This window comes from Leptolyngbya boryana PCC 6306 (assembly GCF_000353285.1).
In the GTDB taxonomy this organism is placed as follows: Bacteria; Cyanobacteriota; Cyanobacteriia; order Leptolyngbyales; family Leptolyngbyaceae; genus Leptolyngbya; species Leptolyngbya boryana.
This window is the reverse complement of the sequence record NZ_KB731326.1, coordinates 297,408-320,093: the sequence shown is the minus strand read 5'-3', so window position 1 is coordinate 320,093 and position 22,686 is coordinate 297,408. Positions and strand designations below refer to the sequence as shown.

The 22,686-nt window shown below is 46.6% G+C and carries 22 protein-coding genes; all 22 read right to left on the bottom strand.

The window, feature by feature from the left end; all coding sequences use genetic code 11:
• Positions 1-69: 69 nt before the first annotated feature.
• The gene (locus LEPBO_RS0134805; protein WP_017292215.1) at positions 70-1,200 is read right to left on the bottom strand and encodes an ABC transporter permease; all 1,131 of its coding nucleotides are present in this window, start codon (positions 1,198-1,200) and stop codon (positions 70-72) included.
• 34 nt (positions 1,201-1,234) lie between these two features.
• The gene (locus LEPBO_RS0134800; protein WP_017292214.1) at positions 1,235-1,876 is read right to left on the bottom strand and encodes a class I SAM-dependent methyltransferase; all 642 of its coding nucleotides are present in this window, start codon (positions 1,874-1,876) and stop codon (positions 1,235-1,237) included.
• 86 nt (positions 1,877-1,962) lie between these two features.
• The gene (locus LEPBO_RS0134795; protein ID WP_017292213.1) at positions 1,963-3,069 is read right to left on the bottom strand and encodes an ABC transporter permease; all 1,107 of its coding nucleotides are present in this window, start codon (positions 3,067-3,069) and stop codon (positions 1,963-1,965) included.
• A 3-nt stretch (positions 3,070-3,072) separates the two neighbouring features.
• Positions 3,073-5,049 carry an ATP-binding cassette domain-containing protein gene (locus tag LEPBO_RS0134790; protein WP_017292212.1) on the bottom strand — a complete coding sequence of 659 codons (1,977 nt, stop codon included), beginning with the start codon at positions 5,047-5,049 and terminating at the stop codon, positions 3,073-3,075.
• Positions 5,050-5,054: 5 nt separating this feature from the next.
• On the bottom strand, positions 5,055-6,281 hold the full coding sequence (locus LEPBO_RS0134785; RefSeq protein WP_017292211.1) for an HlyD family secretion protein: 1,227 nt from the start codon (positions 6,279-6,281) through the stop codon (positions 5,055-5,057).
• Between the two features lie 186 nt (positions 6,282-6,467).
• Complete coding sequence (locus LEPBO_RS39500; RefSeq protein WP_017292210.1) at positions 6,468-6,839, bottom strand: MerR family transcriptional regulator; 372 nt, start codon at positions 6,837-6,839, stop codon at positions 6,468-6,470.
• 64 nt (positions 6,840-6,903) lie between these two features.
• The gene (locus LEPBO_RS0134775) at positions 6,904-8,571 is read right to left on the bottom strand and encodes an ABC1 kinase family protein (RefSeq protein ID WP_017292209.1); all 1,668 of its coding nucleotides are present in this window, start codon (positions 8,569-8,571) and stop codon (positions 6,904-6,906) included.
• 237 nt (positions 8,572-8,808) lie between these two features.
• Positions 8,809-9,102 carry a cation transporting ATPase C-terminal domain-containing protein gene (locus LEPBO_RS45540; protein ID WP_347276222.1) on the bottom strand — a complete coding sequence of 98 codons (294 nt, stop codon included), beginning with the start codon at positions 9,100-9,102 and terminating at the stop codon, positions 8,809-8,811.
• Positions 9,103-9,105: 3 nt separating this feature from the next.
• Positions 9,106-9,309 carry a cation-transporting P-type ATPase gene (locus LEPBO_RS0134760; protein ID WP_017292206.1) on the bottom strand — a complete coding sequence of 68 codons (204 nt, stop codon included), beginning with the start codon at positions 9,307-9,309 and terminating at the stop codon, positions 9,106-9,108.
• A 22-nt stretch (positions 9,310-9,331) separates the two neighbouring features.
• Positions 9,332-9,664, bottom strand: coding sequence for a hypothetical protein (locus tag LEPBO_RS42710; protein ID WP_144056478.1), 333 nt, complete (start codon positions 9,662-9,664; stop codon positions 9,332-9,334).
• Between the two features lie 58 nt (positions 9,665-9,722).
• Positions 9,723-12,104 carry a phosphoketolase family protein gene (locus tag LEPBO_RS0134755; protein WP_017292205.1) on the bottom strand — a complete coding sequence of 794 codons (2,382 nt, stop codon included), beginning with the start codon at positions 12,102-12,104 and terminating at the stop codon, positions 9,723-9,725.
• Positions 12,105-12,193: 89 nt separating this feature from the next.
• The gene (gene glgP / locus LEPBO_RS0134750; protein ID WP_017292204.1) at positions 12,194-14,053 is read right to left on the bottom strand and encodes an alpha-glucan family phosphorylase; all 1,860 of its coding nucleotides are present in this window, start codon (positions 14,051-14,053) and stop codon (positions 12,194-12,196) included.
• Positions 14,050-14,739, bottom strand: coding sequence for a class I SAM-dependent methyltransferase (locus LEPBO_RS40675; RefSeq protein WP_017292203.1), 690 nt, complete (start codon positions 14,737-14,739; stop codon positions 14,050-14,052). The genes glgP and LEPBO_RS40675 overlap by 4 nt, the downstream gene beginning before the upstream one ends.
• A 35-nt stretch (positions 14,740-14,774) precedes the next feature.
• Positions 14,775-15,998 (bottom strand): HhoA/HhoB/HtrA family serine endopeptidase, encoded by a 1,224-nt coding sequence (locus tag LEPBO_RS0134740; protein WP_017292202.1) that lies wholly within the window; start codon positions 15,996-15,998, stop codon positions 14,775-14,777.
• Between the two features lie 19 nt (positions 15,999-16,017).
• Complete coding sequence (locus LEPBO_RS0134735) at positions 16,018-17,268, bottom strand: hypothetical protein (protein ID WP_017292201.1); 1,251 nt, start codon at positions 17,266-17,268, stop codon at positions 16,018-16,020.
• 127 nt (positions 17,269-17,395) lie between these two features.
• Positions 17,396-17,905 carry a universal stress protein gene (locus tag LEPBO_RS0134730; protein ID WP_017292200.1) on the bottom strand — a complete coding sequence of 170 codons (510 nt, stop codon included), beginning with the start codon at positions 17,903-17,905 and terminating at the stop codon, positions 17,396-17,398.
• Between the two features lie 35 nt (positions 17,906-17,940).
• Entirely contained in the window at positions 17,941-18,471 is a 531-nt protein-coding gene (locus LEPBO_RS0134725) for a universal stress protein (protein WP_017292199.1), read from the bottom strand.
• Between the two features lie 21 nt (positions 18,472-18,492).
• A complete protein-coding gene (locus LEPBO_RS0134720) occupies positions 18,493-19,011 on the bottom strand; it encodes a DUF1269 domain-containing protein (protein ID WP_017292198.1) in 519 nt (172 codons plus the stop codon).
• Positions 19,012-19,050: 39 nt separating this feature from the next.
• Entirely contained in the window at positions 19,051-19,365 is a 315-nt protein-coding gene (locus LEPBO_RS0134715; protein WP_144056477.1) for a DUF5676 family membrane protein, read from the bottom strand.
• 36 nt (positions 19,366-19,401) lie between these two features.
• Positions 19,402-20,055, bottom strand: a complete 654-nt coding sequence (locus tag LEPBO_RS0134710) for a methyltransferase family protein (RefSeq protein WP_017292196.1) — start codon at positions 20,053-20,055, stop codon at positions 19,402-19,404.
• A 56-nt stretch (positions 20,056-20,111) separates the two neighbouring features.
• Positions 20,112-20,366, bottom strand: a complete 255-nt coding sequence (locus LEPBO_RS0134705) for a DUF2933 domain-containing protein (protein ID WP_026149149.1) — start codon at positions 20,364-20,366, stop codon at positions 20,112-20,114.
• A gap of 61 nt (positions 20,367-20,427) precedes the next feature.
• Complete coding sequence (locus LEPBO_RS0134700) at positions 20,428-22,626, bottom strand: heavy metal translocating P-type ATPase (protein WP_144056476.1); 2,199 nt, start codon at positions 22,624-22,626, stop codon at positions 20,428-20,430.
• Between the last annotated feature and the right edge of the window lie 60 nt (positions 22,627-22,686).

Genomic DNA, 22,686 nt, shown 5'->3' with positions numbered 1-22,686 from the left:
TGAACAGTACGTACAGCGAAGTTAATCTCCTTTGGAAACAGCACTATCTTCAGCGTTCTATCTTGGTTGTTAAGAAAGCTGCTTCCGAAATTGTCCAATACTCACTGCTAAGAAAATAGCCGCAAAGAGCATTAATGCCAACACATGAAGCCAAAGCATCTCTAACCCGATCCCTTTGAGTAGAATGCCTCGGAGAATCTGCACGAAGTGCCTGAGAGGATTGAGCCAAGATAGAGCGCGAAAGAAGGGTGGCATACTTTCCACCGGAGCGATCGCGCCCGAAAGCTGAATTAATGGAATATTGATAAAAAATGCCGTCAACACAACTTGCTGCTGATTTCGGGCAATCGTTGCCAGCATAATTCCGATTCCAATTCCGACAAATAAATACAAACCCGAAAGCAGCAAAAGTAAGGGGAAATTGCCTCGCACGGGTAAGCCGAACACTAACCGAGCTATCCCTAATGCCAGCAGCATCGTTCCCATTAGCAACACAAATAGCGGTACAATTTTTGCAACCAAGATCTCCCATATTGCGGCTGGAGTCATGAGCAACTGTTCCAGCGTTCCAGTATCCTTCTCACGGATCACAGTCAGTGCAGAAACTAGGGAACTAACAAGTGTGATTGAGATGCCGATTACACCTGGCACAAAGAACCAACTGCTGATTAAACCAGGATTATATAGAAACGTATGGGCAGGACGTACCAAAGGTGGCGTTGAAGTGGGCAATAGTTGGCGACCATACTGCTGAATGATGCGAAGCATATATCCACTCGCAATGCCAGCCGTGTTTGCATCAACTCCATCTACTAGGAGTTGTAAATCTGCTGATTTATTCTGAGTCAACTGCCGTTTAAACTCTGGTGGAATGACCAACCCAATCGTTACATTCCCCTTTCGTACCTGTTGACCCAGTTCTTCTTGACTCGGTGAGAATTGTTTTGCCACAAACACCTGATTCTCGGTTAACGAGGAAACTAGTTCTCGACTTTCGGGCACATTAGCATAATCGACAATGCCTAAATCGATCTTGTTGATATCGGGATTCAGGGCAAAGCCGTAGAGCATGATTTGCAGAATTGGCGCGATCGTCAACAGGACAACAATCTCCTTATTTTGAAGAATTTGCTGAATTTCCTTGATAGCAAGCGCCAGAAAGGAACTGGAGATGAAGTGACGGAGAACTTTAACTAACATTGGGAAGACGGCTGATAGGATAGAGAAAGGCTTGTTATATTTGGTCGGGCTTTATAAAGTTCACTGTAAAAGCGAACCAGTTGCCATAATATCGATCGAACTGAAATCCCGCAGCTTCAGCTAAACGGCGTACAGTTCCATAGAATTGATAGTGAGGGTCTGGAATGACCTCTGTTATGGAAAGCAAGCCACCCGGTTTCAGAGCAGCAAATATGTGTTGGAGTGCTGCCTCGCGATCAGGAATTTCACCTAAGACAGTTACTAGCAATGCACGATCGAATGTATTCTGCTCAAGTTCACTCTGATCAATTCGGCTAAAGAGCGTCCGAACGTTGGTCAAGTTCTTTACAGCGATCCGTTTTTCCACTTCTTTCAGCATTGCTGGCTGACCATCCAGTGCAACGACTTCACCATTGGGTAAAACTCTCTCAGCCGCAGGAATACTGATACGACCTGGTCCACATCCCACATCTAGGATTTTCATGCCGGGAGCCAGGTTGAGACGGTCTAGAATCAGTGAACTGCCAGCAACAGCATCCATATATGGATTTTCTAAAAAACTACTTAGCCAGGGCGGGCAAGGTAAAAAGCGCAAGCGCACGGCTCCCCGCCACCAAAGACCAATCACCAGTAATAGCGTGATTAGAACTGTCGTATTTAACAAAATCGCTTTCATCTTTCTCTATACCTTTGAGTTTTTGAATTTAGTTACTATACGTAGGGTGAGTAGGCAAAGCTGAAACTTCAAACCTTATCAATGCTTTAATCTGGTAACTGCATCTTATGCAAAGCTCGGTTTGCAATCAAGAAGAAAAGCAATCCCAAAACAGCAAGCATTACCATTGAGAACCAAATACCGAGCCATCCAGTTCCGCGCACAAAGGCATCACGGCTGATTTGAATGAAGTAACGGGCTGGAACAATGTCAGCGAGGTGAACTAGCGGAAAGGGAATGTTTTTGACTGGATAGATGAAGCCAGACAACAACAATGCGGTCATGAAGCCAATTAAGGAAATCGCCTGAATTGTTGCGATTAAATCTTTTGCCCGTGATCCGATCAGTAGACCAAACATCACGCTAGTTCCTATATAAAGAGGAGTGCCAATCAAAAGCGGCAATGGATCTCCAGCAAATCCTAGTTGAAAAATGAACGAGCCAATGAGCATCAAAACCAGCGCTTCACCAAGACCTACCAAAAGGTAAGCGAATCCTTTACCAATCAAGAGTTCGGTGGCAGTCATGCTGGAGGCATAGACCTGAACAATGTTCCCTTTTTCTTTCTCGCGCACCATTGCCATTGCTGCTAGGATACCGGGAAACACCCAGAGAAGAAACCCAAAAACTCCTGGTACAATGTAGAGCGATTCTTTGCGCCCTGGATTAAACCAAAGACGAAGACGGGGTTTAAGCGGATTACTTGTAGTTTCTAACCCAGCACTAGCCAGAAAGAACGTTGTGGTAGCGTGAATGCTATTTTGGATCACTCTGGCGTTATTAGTGTCCGTACCATCGATCAAAACCTGAATATCGCTGCCACGACCCGATTGAATCTGACGGCTGAAGTCTGGGGGAATGGTCACAACCGCTTTGGCAAAGCCATGATCTAAGGCGTGAATTGCGGGGTCGCCTCCGGGCCATTGTGTCGCTGTGAATTGATTCGTTGCGAAGATGCGCTCAATGTAGCTGTGGCTGAGGGGAGTGTTGTCCAAATCTTGAACCACTAGAGGAATGTTTTTGACCTCTAGCCGAATGGCGAAACTGAGAATCAGCAACGAGATTAGGGGCAACAGAAAAGCCAACGCGACGGTGAGGCGATCGCGACGGAATTGGGCTAATTCTTTGAGGCACTGGCTCCAAATTCGTTTCATGGCTCACCTCTCGATCGCACGTTGGACAATTCCAATAAAGGCATCTTCCAGAGAGAAGGGAATCGTTCGGAAACGGCGGATTGGTAGATCAGCATCCTGAAGCAGGGCACGAATCCGAGGTAAGTCTTGATCTAAATTATTCAAAACTAGATGAAGGCGATCGCCAAACAGGGAAACTCGCCACGGCTCCAAATGCAGTTTCAGCAGATCAGAGGCGGTTTGAGCTTGATCAATCACGAGTTCAACGAGTTGACCTGGCTGCTCGGCTTTGATTTGGCTAGGAGAACCTTGAGCAACAACCTCACCTGCAACCATAAAGCCCATGCGATGGCAATGTTCCGCTTCTTCCAGATAATGAGTCGTAACGAGCACGGCAGTCCCCTGACGAGCAAAGTCTTCAATCAAACGCCAGAACTGACGACGCGCTAGCGGATCAACACCAGAGGTCGGTTCATCTAGAAACAAAATTTCCGGTTCGTGCATCACTGAGGCTCCAAAAGCAACCCGTTGCTTCCAACCGCCGGGTAGCCGTCCCGTAATCATGTCTTCCTGACCTACTAAACCACAAGTTGCTAAAACCCAATCAATCCTACTGCGTCGTTGGGAAGTTGGCACCCCATACACCCCGCAGTAAAATTCCAAGTTTTGCACAACACTCAAATCGTCGTAAAGGGTAAACTTCTGGCTCATGTAGCCAATGCGTCGCCGTACTTCTGGGTTTCGTAAATTGTTGCGCTGTCCTGCCAAAATCACTTCTCCGCTAGTGGGAGACAGTAACCCACAGAGCATCTTAATCGTGGTAGTTTTCCCTGCTCCGTTTGCTCCTAACAATCCGTAAATCTCTCCATACTGAATCTCTAGTTCCACCCCTTTCACAGATTGGAATGTGCCAAAGGTTTTTTTGAGATTATGAGCAGCGATCGCCAGGTTTGAAGTTTGAGGGTTTGAACTGGATCTGGAATGCTTTCTAAGTGAGCGTGGAAAGGGAATAAACGGCGGATCAGAGCCTTGTTGTCTGAGGCGACTAACGAAGACATTTTCTAGGGTTGTCTCGGTTTGTTGAATGGTAATTTGTAAGTTGTGCTGACGAAGGGCTGACTGAATTTGAGCTTTGTCGGTTTGGGCGTTTTTGACTAAGACATCTAGGCGATCGCCAAAGGTTTGCACATCCTGAATTCCTGTCGTATTACTGGATGCAATGTCTAATAACGTTTGCTCTGTGAGAGTGATATCATTACTCCGCACTTCCAATCGCTGCAAACCTAAATTAGCCCTGAGTTCAGCCAGGGTTCCGGTTTGCTGAATCTGCCCCTCGTACATTAAAGCAATTCGATGACAGCGTTCTGCCTCATCTAGATAAGGCGTGGCAACCACGATCGTCACCCCTTCTTTTGAAAGCGCTGCAAGGACATCCCAAAACTCACGTCGAGAAACAGGATCAACGCCAGTCGTGGGTTCATCTAGGAGCAATACTTGAGGCTGAGACACGAGGGCACAGCAAAGGGCTAACTTCTGCTTCATTCCACCAGAGAGTTGTCCTGCCAAGCGGTTCCCAAACCTTTCTAGATTCATTAATTTCAAGTATTTTGCCCGTCGCTCTTGAAAGACGCGATCGGGAACCTGGCGCAAGCCAGCCACATAGCGTAGATTCTCGTCAATGCTGAGATCGAGGTAGAGGGAGAATTGTTGAGTCAGGTAGCCAGTTTCTAGTCGAGCATTGCGAGGAGAACGATTGAGAACCTGAACATTTCCCATTGTTGCTTCCATCACGCCTGCTAGAATTTGAAACGTGGTGGTTTTGCCCGCTCCATCAGGTCCGATCAATCCAAAAATTTCACCTGCATAAACTTCAAAGTCAATTCCACGCACGGCTGCCAATCGACCGTAACGTTTGTGCAACCCTTGTACTTGAATGACGGCTGTAGAACTTGAGGGAGAGAAAGCAGGTGAAAAATTTTGTTCACTTAGCGTCAGGCTCATAAAGATTACCTCTGCTCGGTGAGAATGGTCGCGTCCGCTGGCATTCCAGGCTTGGCGAAGCCGGATGGGTTCTCAATCTGGAGTTTGATCCCAAAGACTTGCTGAACGCGATCGTCGCGGAAGTAAATGTTTTCTGGTGTGAACGAGGCTTGTGGATCGATCGCGGCAACGGTTGAGTTTAGAGGTTTGTTGGGATCAGAATCTAAAAACACAGTTGCCTTCTGACCGACTCGCACCTTGCCAATGCTACCCTCTGGAATGAAACCTCTGAGATAGACCGTATTGAGATTTACGACAGACAGCAGCGTTCTACCGCTACTGACCACTGCGCCCGGTTCCACACTGCGAGCCGTCACTACACCGTTAATTGGGCTAATCACATTCAGATACGCGATTTGTGCCTGAATCTGCTGGATTGCTGCCTGGGCATTTTTAACCTCGGCTTGAGCCGCTTTTAATTGAGCGTAAGCCTGTTGGCGCTGTTGTAGCAGTCCGGAGACTTGAGCATTACGAATGTCAGGGTTCAAGCTAGAAGTTTGTGCCAGGGTCAAGCCACCACGGGCAGCATCTACCTGCTTTTGGTTGGCTTCTACAGTCGCTTGAGCGGTTTCGTAGTTGGTCTGGGCTTGATCGAACTGCTGCCGAGTTGCTGCGCCCTCTCGCACCAGTTGAGCAAAGCGATCTCGGTTCACCCGCGCTAACTTCAATTGCGCCTGCGCCTGCTTCAGTTGTGCCTCTGCTGCTGCTACGGTAGAATCTGCTTGAAAAATGCGTCCCTGTTGATCGCCCTGAGATTGCTCCAGCGTCAATCGGGCTTGCTGAATCTGGCTTTCAACCACTTGAATTTGTAGACGAGACTGATTTTCCTGCTGCTGGGCAGCCGTCAGCCGAGCTTGTGCGCCGCGCAGTTGAGCCTGAACTTCGTCATCATTCAGTCGAGCCACCACTTGACCTGTTTTCACTTGATCGCCTTCCCGCACAGCGATATAGTTGACCCGCCCCCCGATTTTGGCACCAACATCAGTTTGATAGCCTTCGATGCGACCGCTCAACTGGAGATCGACTGGTTTAGGGCGGGAGAGAAAGTACCAGGTGGTGAGTCCGCCAGCAGCGATCGCAAGACTTGTACCAATTAGTAAACGTTTTTTCCAAGAGGTTTTTAGTGACTGCTCAGAGTCCGGCAAGTCAGGTAAAGAATCTTTCTCCGAAGGTTTTGGAAGTAGTTGAGTCATTACGCAGTAACCTTCTCAATACGGATTTAATTTTGCAAGTCCCAATACTCTAGCCTTGCAAAAGAATCCGAGAAAGTTATGAGTAACGCTGGATTGCCCGAAACTGAAACACTTCTTCATTTCTCTTTACTCGGTAAGGTACACATAAAGTCTCTGTAGATTTGTTTCCGTTTATATGTACTATCTCTAACTGTGATTAAAAGCGGCGATCGCAGTTGCAAATTCAGCTTGTAAAAACCGCAACTGCAAGATTCGGTAGTCAATTTCCTGGAGCAGGGTTTCTAGCTTCTGTTTGTCTGTTTCGCTAGGACATTTGCATTGCTCACAAATTTGCAGCAATTCTTTAATTTCCTGAAGGTTTAAGCCTAGAATCTGAGCACCTTTAATTAGCATCAGACGATCGAACACTTCAGGGGAAAACAGACGAAAGCCACCACGACTACGAATAGGCGGTTTCAACAATCCTAGCTCGTCGTAATAACGAAGTGTTTTAATCGGGACACCGCTTTGAATAGCGACTTGACCAATCCGAAGGAACTTTGATTTTCTAGAAAGCATTGCTACCTCCAACCTACTTCGTGCGGATTTATGTATGTATCTGTGTGCTTGAAAACTAACTGAACTAGTGTTTTGAGCGAAGAGTACTCCAGATCAGATAAATTCCGAATGTGCTGGCTGCAATGAATCCAACTGTGAAGAAATAACCTGCCCATTTCTCCCAATTGGCTGGATGATAAATCAACATTAAAACTGCCAAGCTATTGATTAAAGCAGCCGTAATAATGCTCAACACAATCCGGTTTGTGAACCGTTCAAATCGGCGAACAATTGGTTCGCCGTTGGTCAATTGTGTATTTATCCGCAGATTGCCGCGTTCTAGTTCACCAACGATATACTTTAACTTTCGGGGTAATTCCACTCCCCACTGAGTAGCGTACAAGCTCGCTTCACTGAGCCGTTGTGCCCAAAGCGTCGGAGAATACTGCCGGAGTAGTAATTTCTCAACATAGGGCATCAGCAATGCTGTGACGCTAACCGATGGATCAAGGTGTGCAACGACTCCTTCATTGATGATTCCAGCCTTGAAAAACAAGCCCAGGTTTGACGGCAACTGTAAGTGATGGCGGCGGACAACATCTAGCATCTCGTTGAGAATCTTGCCGATCGCAATTTCTCCAAGTGGCTGTCCATAATAGTGGGAAACCAAATATTGCAAGTCTCGCCTTAATAAAGTGCGGTCTACGGTCTGTTGAGCGAAACCAAGCTCTAGGAATGCGTCTACTAGGCGATTCGCATCCTGGCTAATTACGGCTAGAAGGATTGCCGCAAGGTGCTCTTGGGTGTTTGCATCTAAGTTGCCTACCATGCCAAAGTCAATCAAGCCAATTCGTCCGTTGGGTTCAATGAAAAAATTGCCTGGATGCGGATCTGCATGGAAAAAGCCGTCCTCGAAGACCATTTGCAGATTCAGTTGGGCAATTTGTTCAGCCAGTGTCTTGCGGTTAATTCCAGCCGCATTTAGAGCGGATAAATCGCTAACTTTAATTCCTCGAATGCGTTCCATTGTTAGCACCCGTGAAGTTGTGGATTCCCAAAAAATTCGCGGGATATGAACATTTGGATTGTGAGCGAAATTTTTAGCAAAGCGTTCAGCGTTTCGTCCTTCACGTAAGTAGTCTAGTTCCGATCGAAGAGTTTGCGCGAATTCCTGAGCCAACCCAATCACATCGTACTGCTTGGCAAGTTCCCAACGATAACTAGCACTAACTGCTAGATTTTGTAGAATTTCTAGATCCTCTTCAACCTGCTCAACAATCCCAGGTCGGCGTACCTTGACGACAACTTCTGTTCCATCATGCAGCGTTGCTGTGTAAACTTGACCAATTGAGGCTGCCGCGATCGGAGTAGGATCAAATGTTGCAAACACAGCATTGATTGGTTTTCCTAGTTCTTCTGCCAAGATGTCCTCCATTGCATTGGTTAGGACAGGTAAGGCTTGATCTTGAAGTTTGGCAAACTCAGCCTGATACTCAGGTGTCAGCAGGTCAGCGCGTGTAGAAAGAATCTGCCCCAACTTAATGAAGGTTGGACCTAATTCCTCAAATGCCATACGGATATGTTCAGGCTGAGTGTAAGGCTCTGTCCGGCGGGAATGACCCAGTAATCCCTGATGAAAAGGAACAAAGCGTTCTAATCCGAGGATGCCAACAAAATACCCAAGCCCATGACGAGCAACAATGTTAGCAATTTGGCTATATCGGTTGAAGTGAGAATTTTTAGAGCGTCCCATGACTAGTCCATAGCAGGAGCCTGGTTAAGACCGCTTCTTAGGTGATCTAGAAATGACCAGGATTTAAATGGATGATTCCAGCAAAATGGCAGACGGCTAAACAGGCTATGAACATGACTACTGTTCCAATCAGACGATTGATCCAAATCAAGAAGTTGCTATGTTTTTTCTGTTGATCAAACGTTACCGAAGCTTCTGCAAGATTATGTTCATGCATTGAGTTAACCTCTCAAAATTTCAAAACTTGACTCGTTGATAGAAGAAGCGCTTCATAGTATCTGCCACTACAATATAAACTATAATAATTATGCCTATCAGTAAGAAAAACGAGATAGGCAAAAGTTGAAAATTAAACGGGGTCGCTAGTGGAGTAAATGGCATAAGGAGCGTGCCTCCTGCAACTAGCAAGGTTGCAATTAATAAGAGTCTGCCAGGTTGACTTTTGAAGAATGGCTTGCGAGTGCGAATCACCAGTACAATCATCGAAGCAGAAATGATCGATTCAATAAACCATCCAGTTCTAAGCAGCAAAGATCAGAATGAGGATATCAGACTTTTGAACTGTGCCAATAGCAACGTGAGGATGGTTGACTGCTGTTTAGGTTTGAGCCGATTAAATCCGTAGCGTGTGAGTCGTCGTGCCACCTCGTCATTCGTTAGCCCATTCGGGGTAGTTTGCAATTGTTGAAGCGATTCCGCAACTGAAATATTCCAAAAAAGCAGTGCAGGGTGATTCATTTACTTCCTCGCAGAATCGTTTTCAACGGTTACTCCTAACAATTGGATCATAATCCTGACAATCAATGGCTTTCTCAGTCATTGCGGTTGTCGGATGAACGCTGCATCGGAGATAATTGTTGTGGCTAAAATACCGACAGTGACGACACGGGACTTTGGAACGGCATTTCAAGTCAAGTGCAGCCTGATGTATCTGTTTAGGTATGAAGACATAAATTGAAATCGCGATCGCTGAGAGGATGACAAAACCAGCCGGAATCAGCAGACTTGAATCTGGGGCAGAGGACGTTACCGCCCCACGATCGCCTGGAGAAGGGGAATGAGATGGCAGTGTTACTAGCAATTTTGGTTCCATGACTTCATTTTGCTCCCTATTCACTTCCAAACAGGTTTATCTCCAAAATAGTGATCAATTAGTGCTGCCATTTCCAGTTGCGGATTTCAGGCATATCCTCACCGTATTGAGTGATGTACTGTCTATGTTCAATCAGCTTGTCGCGGATGAATTGCTGAGTATAGGCGGCTGTGTAACCCAGTTTGGGCACTCGATCAATGACATCAAGAACGAGATGAAAGCGGTCTAAATCATTGAGTACCACCATATCGAACGGAGTGGTTGTGGTTCCTTCTTCCTTGTATCCCCGCACATGAAGATTTTTATGATTGGTGCGACGGTAGGTCAAGCGGTGGATGAGCCAGGGATAGCCGTGATAGGCAAACACAATGGGCTTATCAGTTGTGAAGATGGTGTCAAATTCTTTATGGCTTAATCCATGAGGATGTTCCTCCTCAGGTTGAAGTTTCATCAGATCTACCACATTCACAACCCGCACTTTTAAGTCGGGAAAGTGTTGACGTAACAGATCAACGGCTGCCAATGTTTCAAGGGTTGGCACATCTCCGGCACATCCCATCACGACATCAGGTTCACTACCTCGGTCATTGCTCGCCCATTCCCAGATGCCAATGCCAGCAGTGCAGTGTTTAATTGCGGACTCCATATCGAGCCACTGTAGCTCTGGTTGTTTTCCGGCAATAATCAGATTGACATAGTGACGACTTCGTAAACAATGATCAGTCACTGAAAGAAGCGTGTTCGCGTCTGGAGGTAGATAAACTCGAATGACATCTGCTTTTTTGTTAACCACATGATCGATAAAGCCAGGATCTTGGTGTGAAAATCCATTGTGGTCTTGTCGCCAAACATGGGAGGTTAGTAGATAGTTCAGAGATGCAATCGATCGACGCCAAGGAATATGACGAGTGACTTTCAACCATTTAGCGTGTTGATTGAACATCGAATCAATGATGTGGATGAATGCCTCATAGCAAGAGAAAAATCCGTGGCGACCCGTCAACAGATATCCTTCTAGCCAGCCCTGGCACATCTGCTCACTCAGAACTTCTATCACCCGACCATCAGGAGAAAGATGGTCATCAGTCGGCAAAATTTCAGCCGTAGAAACGCGATCGATCACTTCCAGGATTGCATTCCATCGATTTGAGTTGTTTTCATCGGGACTCATAACTCGAAAATTCTGGCGATCGAGGTTCAGTTTCATCACATCGCGCAAGAACTGTCCCATGATTCGAGTTGATTCTGCTGTTGTTGTGCCAGGGTTTGGAACTTCAACGGCGTAGTCTCGGAAGTTCGGCAATTTCAGATCTTTGAGGAGCAATCCCCCATTGGCATGAGGATTAGCCCCCATGCGGCGATCGCCTTGAGGCGCAAGTTCTGCCAGTTCCTCAATCAGTTTGCCAGTCTGGTCAAACAGTTTTTCAGGTTGATAGCTTCGCAGCCAGTCTTCTAGAAGTTTGAGATGCTCAGGTTGACTTGCCAACTCAGCCAAAGGAACTTGGTGCGATCGGAACGTATTTTCGACAGGAATACCATCGACTATTTTGGGACCTGTCCAGCCTTTGGGGGTGCGTAGAATTAACATGGGATGGCGAGGACGTTTAGAGAAGCCATTGATGCGGGCATCCTGCTGAATCGTTTTGATTTCGGCAACGATCGTATCCAGCGTCCCTGCTAACAGTTGATGTACCGTTTCAGGATCATCTCCCTCCACAAAATACGGTTTATAGCCATATCCCACAAATAGAGCCTCTAGTTCCTCTTGGTCGAGCCGCGCCAGAATCGTTGGATTGGCGATCTTGTAGCCGTTCAGGTGCAAGATCGGTAGAACTGCGCCATCACGGGCTGGATTGAGGAACTTGTTAGAATGCCAACTGGTTGCCAGTGCTCCTGTTTCAGCTTCACCGTCTCCCACAACACAGCAAACCAGCAAATCAGGATTATCAAACGCAGCACCATAAGCATGAAGCAAGGCATAGCCCAGTTCACCACCCTCGTGAATAGAGCCAGGTGTTTCAGGAGCAACATGGCTGGGAATGCCTCCAGGAAAGGAGAACTGCTTAAACAGTAGTTTCATTCCCTCAAGGTCTTGAGAAATGTTGGGGTAGAATTCGCTATAAGTACCTTCTAGGTAGGTATTGGCAACCAAACCAGGACCGCCATGCCCCGGACCTGCAACGTAGATGACGTTTAAATCATGGCGTTTAATCAATCGATTGAAATGCACATAAATTAGATTCAGTCCAGGCGTTGTTCCCCAATGTCCCAGGAGTCTGGGTTTAACGTGTTCCAATTTGAGCGGTTCACGCAAGAGCGGATTATCGAGAAGATAGATTTGTCCAACTGAAAGATAGTTCGCTGCTTGCCAGTAAGCCTGCATTTTACGCAGTTCTTCTGCGGTAAGGGAAGCGGTCTGTTTTACAGGAATGACTGTCATAATTTATTGAGAGTAATAAACGACTGTGATGAAGATGAAAGCAGTTGTCTGGAGGAATGGTCTAGCTCAACTAGAGTGTTTCAGCCATTTCACGATAGATAGGCATTCGTGACGTATTGTTGTACCATTCGGTGCGTGTTAAAAAACGAAGCATTCAAAGCGATCGAATGCCGCATTACATCTACCCAGCGTTCACGTTCTCGATAGAATAGTGGCACAATGACGTTCTTCAATTTTTGATACAAATCCTCTGCATCCTCACGATTCAAGTCTTCTGAGGGATTGATTGCTGACCCTTTTGCACCAATTGACCAACCTGTGATTCCCTCAATGTGCCCTTCGATCCACCAGCCGTCGAGAATACTAAAGCTTGGAACACCATTATGAGCAGCTTTCATGCCAGACGTTCCAGAAGCTTTGAGCGGTCTTTGCGGTGTGTTGAGCCAAAGATCAACGCCAGATACCAGGAATTTAGCGAGATCCATATCGTAGTTTTCTAGAAAAACCACTGGGATGCGATCGCGCAGTTGACGCGAAACGTTGAAGATATGTTGAATTAACTCTTTACCTGCTTTGTCTTTAGGATGGGCTTTCCCAGCAAATACAAACTGTAAGGAACCTACCTCTTGAGCAATGTCTAACAATCGATCGAGATTAGAGAAAACTAAATCTGCCCGTTTGTATTGAGTTGCGCGACGGGCAAAGCCAATCGTGAGAGTATCTGGGAACAATGAATAATCTGTGTGTTGTTGAATATAGTCCAGTAGTTGTGCTTTCGCCGTTCGGTGGGCAGTCCAGATATCAGGTTGAGGAATGTCGATCGCGTGTCTCAGCATGGATGGATCATTGCTCCAGCCCGGAATATAGCGATCGTAGAGCGCTCGAAAACTATCGCACGTCCATGTCCAGGAGTGAACGCCGTTCGTAATATGGTGAATCGGATAGCCAGGAAACATGGCTTGCGAGACTTCTTCATGCCGCTTTGCGACTCCGTTTACGTAATGACTCAGATTGAGTCCCAGTAAGGTCATATTCAGTCGATCGCGTCCTCCCAACATTTGCAGTACCTCGAATGGCACCAATTGACCCAATTCATGCTGGACTAAACCATAGTCAAACTGATCGTGTCCTGCGGGGACAGGGGTATGCGTCGTGAAGACACACTGGTTACGGATGTTGCTAAAATCCCAAGTTTCACTGGCTTGTCCATTCCGTTCCCTCAACATTGCAATGACCAGTAAACTAGCGTGTCCTTCATTCATGTGAAATCGTTCAATGCCTGTGTAGCCCAGCGTCTGAAGCATCTTGATTCCACCGACTCCTAGAACAACTTCTTGAGCTAGTCGATAGCGTTCATCCCCACCATAAAGAAAATCTGTTAATCCTCGATCGTCGTTGGTGTTGCCTTCCATATCGGTATCGAGCAAGATTAGGGGAACGCTGTAACCATTGAGTCCTACAATGTCATACTGCCAAGCTCGAACATTGACGCTGCGTTGCTCAAGCTTGATCGAGACCACTTCAGGCAACAGGCGAAGGAAGCGATCGGGGTTCCAACTCACCGGACGTTCTTGCTGCTCCCCCCACGCGGTTAATGCCTGATCAAAATAACCTTTACGGTAAAGTAAGCTGACTCCGATCGCAGGAACCCGCAAATCAGCTAGAGATTTCAACGTATCGCCTGCCAAAACACCCAATCCTCCACTATAAGTAGGCATCGTTGATCCGATCGCAACTTCCATTGAGAAGTAGGCAACTCGTCTACTAGTTTTTGCTTCATTGATCTGAGCGGTCGTGAGCGTCGTAAGATAAAGGTCTGGATGCTCAAAGAATTTAGTTTGGCAGAACTCTGAGCAGAAATGAAGGGTGCGATCGCGGTAAGAAGCGGTTATTGCTTGTTCTGCTTGAACAGTCATGCCACAAACCGGATCTTTTAAAATAGCGTTCATCCTACGTTTCCTCTACTTGCTAGCGGAGCAGTGTAAACAAAACCTGTACAAGGCTTGCTTAATGAAGCGTTTCCCAGGTAATTCTGAATCGGAATCCATGTCATCCACTTTTCTTTGCTTGCAATTTCTCCGAGCGATTGATTCATAAAGTCACTGAGTAAAGTTGAAAGCACCGAAGTTTCTGATGTAGGGGATTTGAGATCTAGAATGATCCATCGTTTTCCGGGTGCGAGTGCTGCACAACCATCCCCAACAATTTGCTCAAATTGGTAAAGTAACGGGATGACAAAGGTTGAGAAAATTCCATCAACCTGATTTGGAAAACGGAACAAACCACTTCTGCTATCAACTAGTTCAACATTCGACCAATCTTCAGTTTGTACTCGCTGCCATGCTTGTTTTAACATCACGGTGGCACTTTCCACACCAATTATTTTTCCTTGAGATCCTACAGCTTCTTGAAATAGAGGAAAGTTCAAACCTGTACCACACCCTAAATCAACAACTGTGTCTCCGAGTTTTAGCGAAAGCACCTGAGCCGCTTGCCTGCGGTATACCCAACTCTCGATCGCGATATTGCTACGTAATTGTGCAGTAACATCGTCATAAGCAAGATGTGCTTGATAAAGCTGAATTAATTCTTTCTGAACGCTGATGGTGTCTCCCTCTTGCTCAACTAACTTCATTGTGTGACCTCCAGCTAGAAAAGTTGTGAGTTACATTACTCATTGGTTGCGTCACGTAAATTCCCAACCCGAATGGATAGAGCAAGCGTTTGATCGCCCCGACGAGCTTTGACCTGTAAGGTTTGACCAACCTGGCTTTTTGCTAGCACTTGCTGTATTTGTTCTGCCTTAGTAATGGGCTGTCCATTCAGTTCAACAAAAACATCTCCAGGGCGTACCCCTGCGGTTGCTGCTGGTGCGTTTGGCTGTACTTGTATAACTAGTACTCCAGCAACCTCTGGTATTTGAAACGGTAGATCCGATCGTCGATTGTTCATTTGAGCAATTTCTGGTGTGATGGTTGCCATCTGAACTCCCAGATAGGGATACGGAACACTTTTTCCATCGGCAAGGAGCGGTTGAACAGCTTTTACGGTATTGATAGGAATTGCAAATCCGATTCCTTGTGCATCAGAGCGAATCGCAGTATTGATTCCAATGACTTCTCCGGCTTTATTGAGCAAGGGACCACCAGAATTTCCCGGATTAATTGCAGCATCGGTTTGAATAAAATCTAATCGTTTTTCTGGAATGCCAACCTGATTGCTCGATCGACTCAAATTGCTGACGATTCCCAGGGTTACGGTGTTGTTTAAACCAAGTGGGTTGCCGACCGTGATCGCCCAGTCTCCAACCTCTACTTGATCAGAACTTCCTAATGGCACAACGGGTAACTCTTGACCTTTTGGATCGATTTTGACGACTGCTAGATCCATCAACTCATCTGTGCCTCGCACTGTTCCTTGAAAAGTTCGCCCATCAATCAAGGTTACAGTGACTTTATCTGCGCCTTTGACGACATGAGCATTGGTCAGAAGAATGCCATTACGATCGACAATAAATCCAGAGCCAATGCCCCGTCGTAATTCCCGTTGCTGAGGCATTGGAGCATTATCCATGCCAAAAAAGCGGCGCAGAATCGGATTCTCTAACGCTGGATCTTTCGATAGCTGGATCACTTGTTCTGTATCGATGCGGACAACGGCTGGTTCTACTTTTTTGGCTGCTACCGCAACAAAATCGCCATCTCCGCCTCTACCCGTGACATTGAGCCGATGGTTGATAGCAGTCATGTTAGGAGATTGAGCAGTAGATTGTGCAGAATTACTAGGATTGGAAATTGACGATCGCTGACTGACAACTGCAACCCCAGCACCAACTAAACCCGCTAATCCGTAACCTAGAATTTGCGACCAAGCAAACCGTGATTGTTTTGTCATCGTCTAACTCTCCTAACGGTTAACAACTTCTACGATGATGAGAACCACTGCGTCGATCGCTAGAAAACGGTGAGCAGTACTCCATATCTTCAACGGGTTGGAATGATCCCACTAACAGTTTTCGTTTGAACTCTCCGCCTCTAGGAACTGCTTCGGCTGAGATTTCTAATGTGAATTCTTGGAACGTGCGAAGATGGCGATTTGCGATCGTGACTGGATGTTTCACAACATAGATGGGTGCCCAAGGACAGCAGTAGTAGTGTCCTATGCGATCTCCAAATCGATCAGTGGCATAGTCAATATCGTGTCGTTCTAAAGCCCCATTGATGTCTGCTTGAATCGCCAATGTTTTTTCTGGTTCGGGATCGTACTTCCAAATTAGTGCGATCGCCGCCTCAGTATCATTTGGACGATTTGGATCGTCTCGAACGACAGGATCAGTTAAACACCAACGATCAAAGCCTGCCTCTTCGGGAAGCGGTAAACGAGAAGTCTGTCCAGAAAATGCTGCTTTGCTGGCTTGAGTGGAATACCTACGATCTAGCAGTTGCGGCATTGCTAACATTTGCCCAAGCCGATAGTACTGCTCCAAGGCTGTTCTAGCGTGTTGCTCAACTTTTTCATGCACAACTTGAGCAAGCTTAGGTGCCCAGAGTTGCTCGGCATATTCTGCTTCACTCGTGGCGCTGGCTAACAGTTGGTGAATTTGGTTCAGAGCGGTTTCATGTTCAGAGGCGATCGTATCCGATTCAAACCCTGCGATCGCTGCCTCAGTATGAGTTCGGATCAGTTTCGTCGCACTAATCATGCCATCCAAATGTGAATTTGGACAGGGCTTTTCTTCTCCCCAGACTGGTAGATCGGCGGGGAGTGGAACATCGAGCCGATAGGTGGGATTGTTACTTGCTTGGTGTGCCCGACTTAACCATTTTCCAACCTGGTTATAAAAGTTAAGTGCTTGTTCTGCGGTCATTGGTGGAACATATCCGATCGTCGCGGGGTCAGCACGATAGTCCGCTTGCAAAAGCTGATCCCCCACACTTTGCAACACAAACGCATTCCAAGCGCAAAGAAATTGTGTCTGAGTTGCCGTATCGAACTGCCAGGGATTTAAGCCCTGAATTTTGAGCGATAAGCGATGGTCTTCAACTTGCTTCAGGAGATCGTAAACGGCATTGCCTGCACGCTGATAGGCTTCAAGAGTGTCGGCAGGAACCTCTCCTTGGATTAAAGCAAGGAATCTATTTAAAAATCGCGGTTGTTCTGCCATTTTTACTTAAACTATTTAGTAAAATGAATGACTCATTGAGATGAAAAGATCAAAGCCAGAAGAATGATGACAGCAATTAAGAAAACTGCTGCCAAAAGGAGAAATGCAAGAACGCTGGACAACGCTTCTAAACTTTTGCGGGAACAGATCTCGCTCGAATTGGCGATTGATCAGCCAACACAGAACAGGGAGCATTTTGAATCACATAACTGCTGACACTGCCAAGCAATGCTTTCTCCCAACCTGAAAGCCCGCGCTGACCAATCACAATCAGATCCGCCTCCCAATTCCGGGCTTCTTCGCAGATTGTCTGACTTGGTTTTCCACTCGGTTGAGCAAACTCAGCTTGAACCCCCTCGGTTGTTGCTATCTGTACGAGCGATCGCAACCGCTCTAAACATTTCTGAGAATATTGCTCCCATCCAATTTGTCCATGTTCTGTGGCTTCATCATCCGTGCCTGGATAGTAGTAGGTGCCTAACAGTCCTGATGTATCTGGGCAACCTTCTTCGTCTGGACATAGAACGTGCAAGATTTTCAGATTTGCACCTGTTGCCTTTGCAAGTGCTAAAGCGGTTTCAAAAACGTGCCGACCTGCTTTTGACATCTCGATCGCAACGAGAATTCTACTAAACATAGATTCCTCCTACCGTCTAAAGTGCGTTTCTAAGGCTAATGATGATGGACTTGAGCAATGTGAGGTGCTTCAGGAGTAGATTGTAAAAGGGGCTGAACCGTTAGAACCGAGCAGGGTGCATGGTGAATCACATAGTTGCTCACACTTCCTAAAATCATTTCCTTCCATCCCGAAAGCCCACGTCGTCCAATGATAATTAAGTCTGCTTGCCAATTTCGGGCAACGTCGCAAATCACATGACCTGGATCGCCAAAACTTTGTGTGATCTCTGTTTCGACTCCTGCTTGGGTTGCAATCGCTTGCTGAGATCGGAGCAAATCTAAGCCTTGCTGGTTGATCGCTTCTACTTCTTGTTCATAGCGTTCCAGAATGGTTTGGTTTGCTTCTTGATAGATGCTATCAACCATAGGATAAACAGGCGGATCTGGATAGCCTGAATAGAAAGGAGACGCAACATTTAGCAACATTAACTGAGCATCGATTGGTTTTGCAATTGTGATGGCTTTTTCCATCAATTGCTCACCCAGATCAGACTGATCGATCGCAACAAGAATTTTGTAAAACATAATCACCTCTTGAATCTAAGGTTATCGATCGCTAGAAGCTTCTTGGAGAGCTTGATGAGACTTTGCTAATGCTGCCTGCAATTCTGCTTCATCATGCTTTGAGAGTGAAGTCCGGATTACTTTTCCTTCAAACTTGCTCAAGTCTTCCAGAACTTTGTCCGGAGTAGATTTCCGTACCAGAATGAATAGAGCAGAGGTTCCAGGTTCGATTGTCTCACCGATTTCACGAATAAAGTTGTCATCAATCCCAATGTCGGTCAGTGCCCCAGAAATTGCTCCAACGGTTGCTCCAAGTGCCCAGCCTAACAAAGGGTTGAAAAACAGAAATCCGAATAGGAGTCCCCAGAAGCCACCGCTCAACACCCCAGAAGCCACAAGTTCTTGAGTTTGTTTGATCTTGACTTTGCCTTGTTGATTTCTCACCACAACAGCAGCATCTTCTAGATCAATCAAGTATTCGAGTTCGAGTTTTCGCAGATCAATGAGAACTTCATCTGCTTTGAATTCATCTTTAAAGCCAATCACGATTAAATCACTCATGGGTCTTCCTATTCGTTGTGCATCGTGTTTTTAAGCGAACTATCTGGTTGAGAATGAATTGTAGAAGCGGGCTACGAGGGCAGCATATAACGCAGGCGCGATCAACCAAAACAGCAGACCCGCCACAAAGCTTCCGAAGTTCACCGTTCGCATGATTCCGCTCAGATCAGCGTGCAGAATATAGCTAAAAAATCGCATTGCTGCTTGGGGAGCCAGCGCAATGAAGAGAATGCAGAGCAGATAGGCAAAACCTGTAGCAACTCCGACAGCAAATGCTAGCGATCGAACTCTCAGTCTTGTACTCGTGTTACGAGTGAGATGGCGTTCTTCATGGTCATACGTGTGCATTGTCATATCAACCTCCCATATCGTTAAACTATCATGCAAAAACTATGATGTCGTGCGACTTCTAGATCTTCCCCAGCGTGGGAAAAAGCCTGGTGTATTTGCCATATAACGGCTGTATTCGTCTCCAAATTCTGCGCGTGCTTCTCGCTCTTCTTGCCGTGCTAGTCGGACATACATTACCACTAAAATGGGAAACATGATGAGCGTGATGATGGTGGGCCATTGAATTAAGAAGCCCAGCATAATTGTGATGAACGCCACATATTGCGGATGGCGAATCACTGCATAAGGACCTGATGTGGCTAATGTATGGCTGCGCTGGGCTTTGTAGAGAACTTCCCAAGCCGATCCCAACACAATTAAGCCACCCACAATAAAAATATTACTGAGCCAGTGAATCGGATTGAGGTGAGGATCACCCTTCATACCGAGAACTGTCCACCACAGATGTCCGGTGTCATGACCGAGCAAATTCATTCCTGGAAATCGATTTTGCAGCCAACCCGATAGCAGGTAAATTGTGAGCGGAATCCCATACATCTCTGTGAATAGCGCAACAATGAAGGCAGAAAATGCTCCAAACGATCGCCAATCACGCGCAGTTTTGGGCTTCGTGAAACTAAAGGCGAACACAATGAAAATGAGTGAATTGATTAGGACTAATCCCCATAGTCCATAAGCGGGCATCGTATTCATCAGTTGAACCTCATTGACAGTAAAGTTGAGCAGAATGATTGCTTAGTAAATTGTGCTTAACGCGGTTGGTTATTGTTCCCTCCACCGTGTCCGCCATGTCCACCGCCATGCATGAATAGATGCATAAACAAACAAATAAACAAAAGCGAGTACGGCAAAAAACTGATTAAATGGGCTGTGTGTTCTGTGATCAGAAAAAACACAATAATGCCGATCGTGACATACATAACAATCCGAACAAACGAGCGGCTTGGACTAATCTGTTGATTGCCGCGTGGGGGGTTAGAAGAATGATCATGTTGATGAGTCATTGCAGCCTCAGTAATTAAGAGAACAATAGATTAGGAACAAAACGGTGTTTCACGAAGCTTCTTAAGTTGTCGCGATCGAATGCTCATCAGGTTTGACCTTGAATCCTTTTAAGAGCGATGAATTGACGATGACCGACAGCGAACTAAGCGCCATCGCCGCTGCTGCAATAATTGGACTCAGAAAGCCAAAGGCAGCAATCGGAAGCCCGATCGTGTTGTAGATGAACGCCCAGAAAAGATTTTGTTTGATCTTCCGCAATGTAGCGCGAGACAGTCGAATCGAGGCAACTACATCCCGGACATCGTTTTTGACGAGAATAATTCCACCCGTCTCTTTGGCAACATCTGCCCCCGATCCGATCGCAATCCCAATATCAGCCGTTGCCAGAGCCGGAGCATCATTGACTCCATCTCCGACCATTGCGACCACTTCACCCCGCTTTTGCAAGTCTTTTACCACTTGAGCTTTATCGCCTGGTAGCACCTCTGCAATCACGCGATCGATACCCAATTGCCGAGCGATCGCATCTGCCGTGCGCTGATTATCTCCGGTCAGCATCGCAACTTTTACTCGTTCTCGCTTCAAACCTGTGACTGCCTCGATCGCTTCGGGTTTCAGGGTATCTGCAACCGCAATGACACCCACTAATAAACCATTACAGCCGACCAGCATCGCCGTTTTGCCCTCAGTTTCGAGTTGGGTTAATAGATTTTCAACCGTAGAATTGATCGCATAGCCTTGTTCTCGGAACAATCGCCGATTGCCTAAGACGACGCGATCGCTATTAACATCGCCTCGAATTCCATGCCCAGGGATGGCTTCAAAGTTTTTCACGCTCACTAGATCTAGGCGGTTCTTGGTTGCTGCTCGCACGATCGCTTCGCCCAACGGATGTTCTGACCCTGCTTCTACCGAAGCTGCTAACCGCAAGACTTCATCTTTGGGACGATCTGTAAATGTCTCAACATTGGTAACACTCGGTTCTCCACGAGTCAAAGTGCCCGTCTTATCAAAAATCACTGTTGAAAGTTTTTGTGCTCGCTCCAGCACTTCGCCACCTCGAATCAGAATTCCAGCTTCTGCTCCTTTGCCCACCCCCACCATCAACGCGGCTGGTGTCGCAACACCCAATGCACAAGGACAGGAAATAATCAACACGGCAATGAATGCAAGCAGGGCTTGTGGAAAATTTCCTGCAATTAACCATCCGATGAAGGCAAGGACAGCAATTCCAACAACAGCAGGGACAAAGTAACCTGTCACTGTATCTGCTAATCGCTGAACTTGTGCAGTGCTATTTTGGGCTTCTTCGACAAATTTGATAATCTGTGCGAGTGCTGTTTCTGAACCCACGCGAGTTGCCCGAAATCGAAATAATCCGGTTCGATTCAAGGTGCCACCAATCACCTCAGATCCTGGTGCTTTCTCGACTGGGATTGATTCTCCGGTCAGCATCGATTCATCGATCGAGGAATTACCTTCAGTCACTGTGCCATCCGTTGGAACTTTTTCGCCTGGACGCACAACAATGGTTTCCCCAACCATGACAGTTTCTGCGGGAATTTCCATTTCCACTCCGTCTCGGATCACCCTAGCAATCGGAGCTTGAAGATCAAGTAGTTTTCGGACTGCTGCTGAGGAATTTTTCTTAACAATCTCCTCCATGTATTTGCCCAATAACACGAAGGCGATGATAATCGCAGAGACTTCAAAGTAAACTTCGCGCTCTGCCACTTTCACAGGCAGAATATTGGGAAAGAAGACAACAACAACACTGTAGATGTATGCCACTGTCGTTCCTAAGGCGATGAGAAAATCCATGTTAATGTGGCGTGTCCGAATCGCGTTCCACGATCCTACATAGAATGACCACCCGCCGATGAATTGCACCGGAGTTGTTAAAATAAACAGCCACACGCCCCAAGTAAACCAGGGGAGTGCTGGAATTGGAACCCACGTAACCAGCGTCACTCCCGCAGCTAATCCTAGAAAAGCGGCGGCTCGCATAATTGCCAGTAAGACAACTCCGGTGAGCGCGATCGTCACCCGTCGTCGCATGGATTTCAGTTCGTGTTCTGGGTTTTCAAATGTATTCAGGCAACTCTGACTACAGAAGTAGTAGGTGCGCCCAGTCCGTTCAGCTTTAAGTGCAGTTGCCTTTTCAACGACCATACCGCAGATAGGATCTTTCGCCATTTTGTCTGCGGTTAGGGTTTTCGTACCACCATGTGAATGGCTGTGATGTCCGTGTGAGGTCATGCTCTAGCAAGCTCCTTTATTAAGGGGAAATTTAAAGAGGCAATTGATTAGAAAGGCTCG

Bases quoted from the DNA above. Each gene is read 5' to 3' on its own strand.
- LEPBO_RS0134805 (WP_017292215.1), bottom strand. From the start codon at position 1,200: ATGTTAGTTAAAGTTCTCCGTCACTTCATCTCCAGTTCCTTTCTGGCG.
- LEPBO_RS0134800 (WP_017292214.1), bottom strand. From the start codon at position 1,876: ATGAAAGCGATTTTGTTAAATACGACAGTTCTAATCACGCTATTACTG.
- LEPBO_RS0134795 (WP_017292213.1), bottom strand. From the start codon at position 3,069: ATGAAACGAATTTGGAGCCAGTGCCTCAAAGAATTAGCCCAATTCCGT.
- LEPBO_RS0134790 (WP_017292212.1), bottom strand. From the start codon at position 5,049: ATGAGCCTGACGCTAAGTGAACAAAATTTTTCACCTGCTTTCTCTCCC.
- LEPBO_RS0134785 (WP_017292211.1), bottom strand. From the start codon at position 6,281: ATGACTCAACTACTTCCAAAACCTTCGGAGAAAGATTCTTTACCTGAC.
- LEPBO_RS39500 (WP_017292210.1), bottom strand. From the start codon at position 6,839: ATGCTTTCTAGAAAATCAAAGTTCCTTCGGATTGGTCAAGTCGCTATT.
- LEPBO_RS0134775 (WP_017292209.1), bottom strand. From the start codon at position 8,571: ATGGGACGCTCTAAAAATTCTCACTTCAACCGATATAGCCAAATTGCT.
- LEPBO_RS0134760 (WP_017292206.1), bottom strand. From the start codon at position 9,309: ATGAATCACCCTGCACTGCTTTTTTGGAATATTTCAGTTGCGGAATCG.
- LEPBO_RS42710 (WP_144056478.1), bottom strand. From the start codon at position 9,664: ATGGAACCAAAATTGCTAGTAACACTGCCATCTCATTCCCCTTCTCCA.
- LEPBO_RS0134755 (WP_017292205.1), bottom strand. From the start codon at position 12,104: ATGACAGTCATTCCTGTAAAACAGACCGCTTCCCTTACCGCAGAAGAA.
- glgP (WP_017292204.1), bottom strand. From the start codon at position 14,053: ATGAACGCTATTTTAAAAGATCCGGTTTGTGGCATGACTGTTCAAGCA.
- LEPBO_RS40675 (WP_017292203.1), bottom strand. From the start codon at position 14,739: ATGAAGTTAGTTGAGCAAGAGGGAGACACCATCAGCGTTCAGAAAGAA.
- LEPBO_RS0134740 (WP_017292202.1), bottom strand. From the start codon at position 15,998: ATGACAAAACAATCACGGTTTGCTTGGTCGCAAATTCTAGGTTACGGA.
- LEPBO_RS0134735 (WP_017292201.1), bottom strand. From the start codon at position 17,268: ATGGCAGAACAACCGCGATTTTTAAATAGATTCCTTGCTTTAATCCAA.
- LEPBO_RS0134730 (WP_017292200.1), bottom strand. From the start codon at position 17,905: ATGTTTAGTAGAATTCTCGTTGCGATCGAGATGTCAAAAGCAGGTCGG.
- LEPBO_RS0134725 (WP_017292199.1), bottom strand. From the start codon at position 18,471: ATGTTTTACAAAATTCTTGTTGCGATCGATCAGTCTGATCTGGGTGAG.
- LEPBO_RS0134720 (WP_017292198.1), bottom strand. From the start codon at position 19,011: ATGAGTGATTTAATCGTGATTGGCTTTAAAGATGAATTCAAAGCAGAT.
- LEPBO_RS0134715 (WP_144056477.1), bottom strand. From the start codon at position 19,365: ATGACAATGCACACGTATGACCATGAAGAACGCCATCTCACTCGTAAC.
- LEPBO_RS0134710 (WP_017292196.1), bottom strand. From the start codon at position 20,055: ATGAATACGATGCCCGCTTATGGACTATGGGGATTAGTCCTAATCAAT.
- LEPBO_RS0134705 (WP_026149149.1), bottom strand. From the start codon at position 20,366: ATGACTCATCAACATGATCATTCTTCTAACCCCCCACGCGGCAATCAA.
- LEPBO_RS0134700 (WP_144056476.1), bottom strand. From the start codon at position 22,626: ATGACCTCACACGGACATCACAGCCATTCACATGGTGGTACGAAAACC.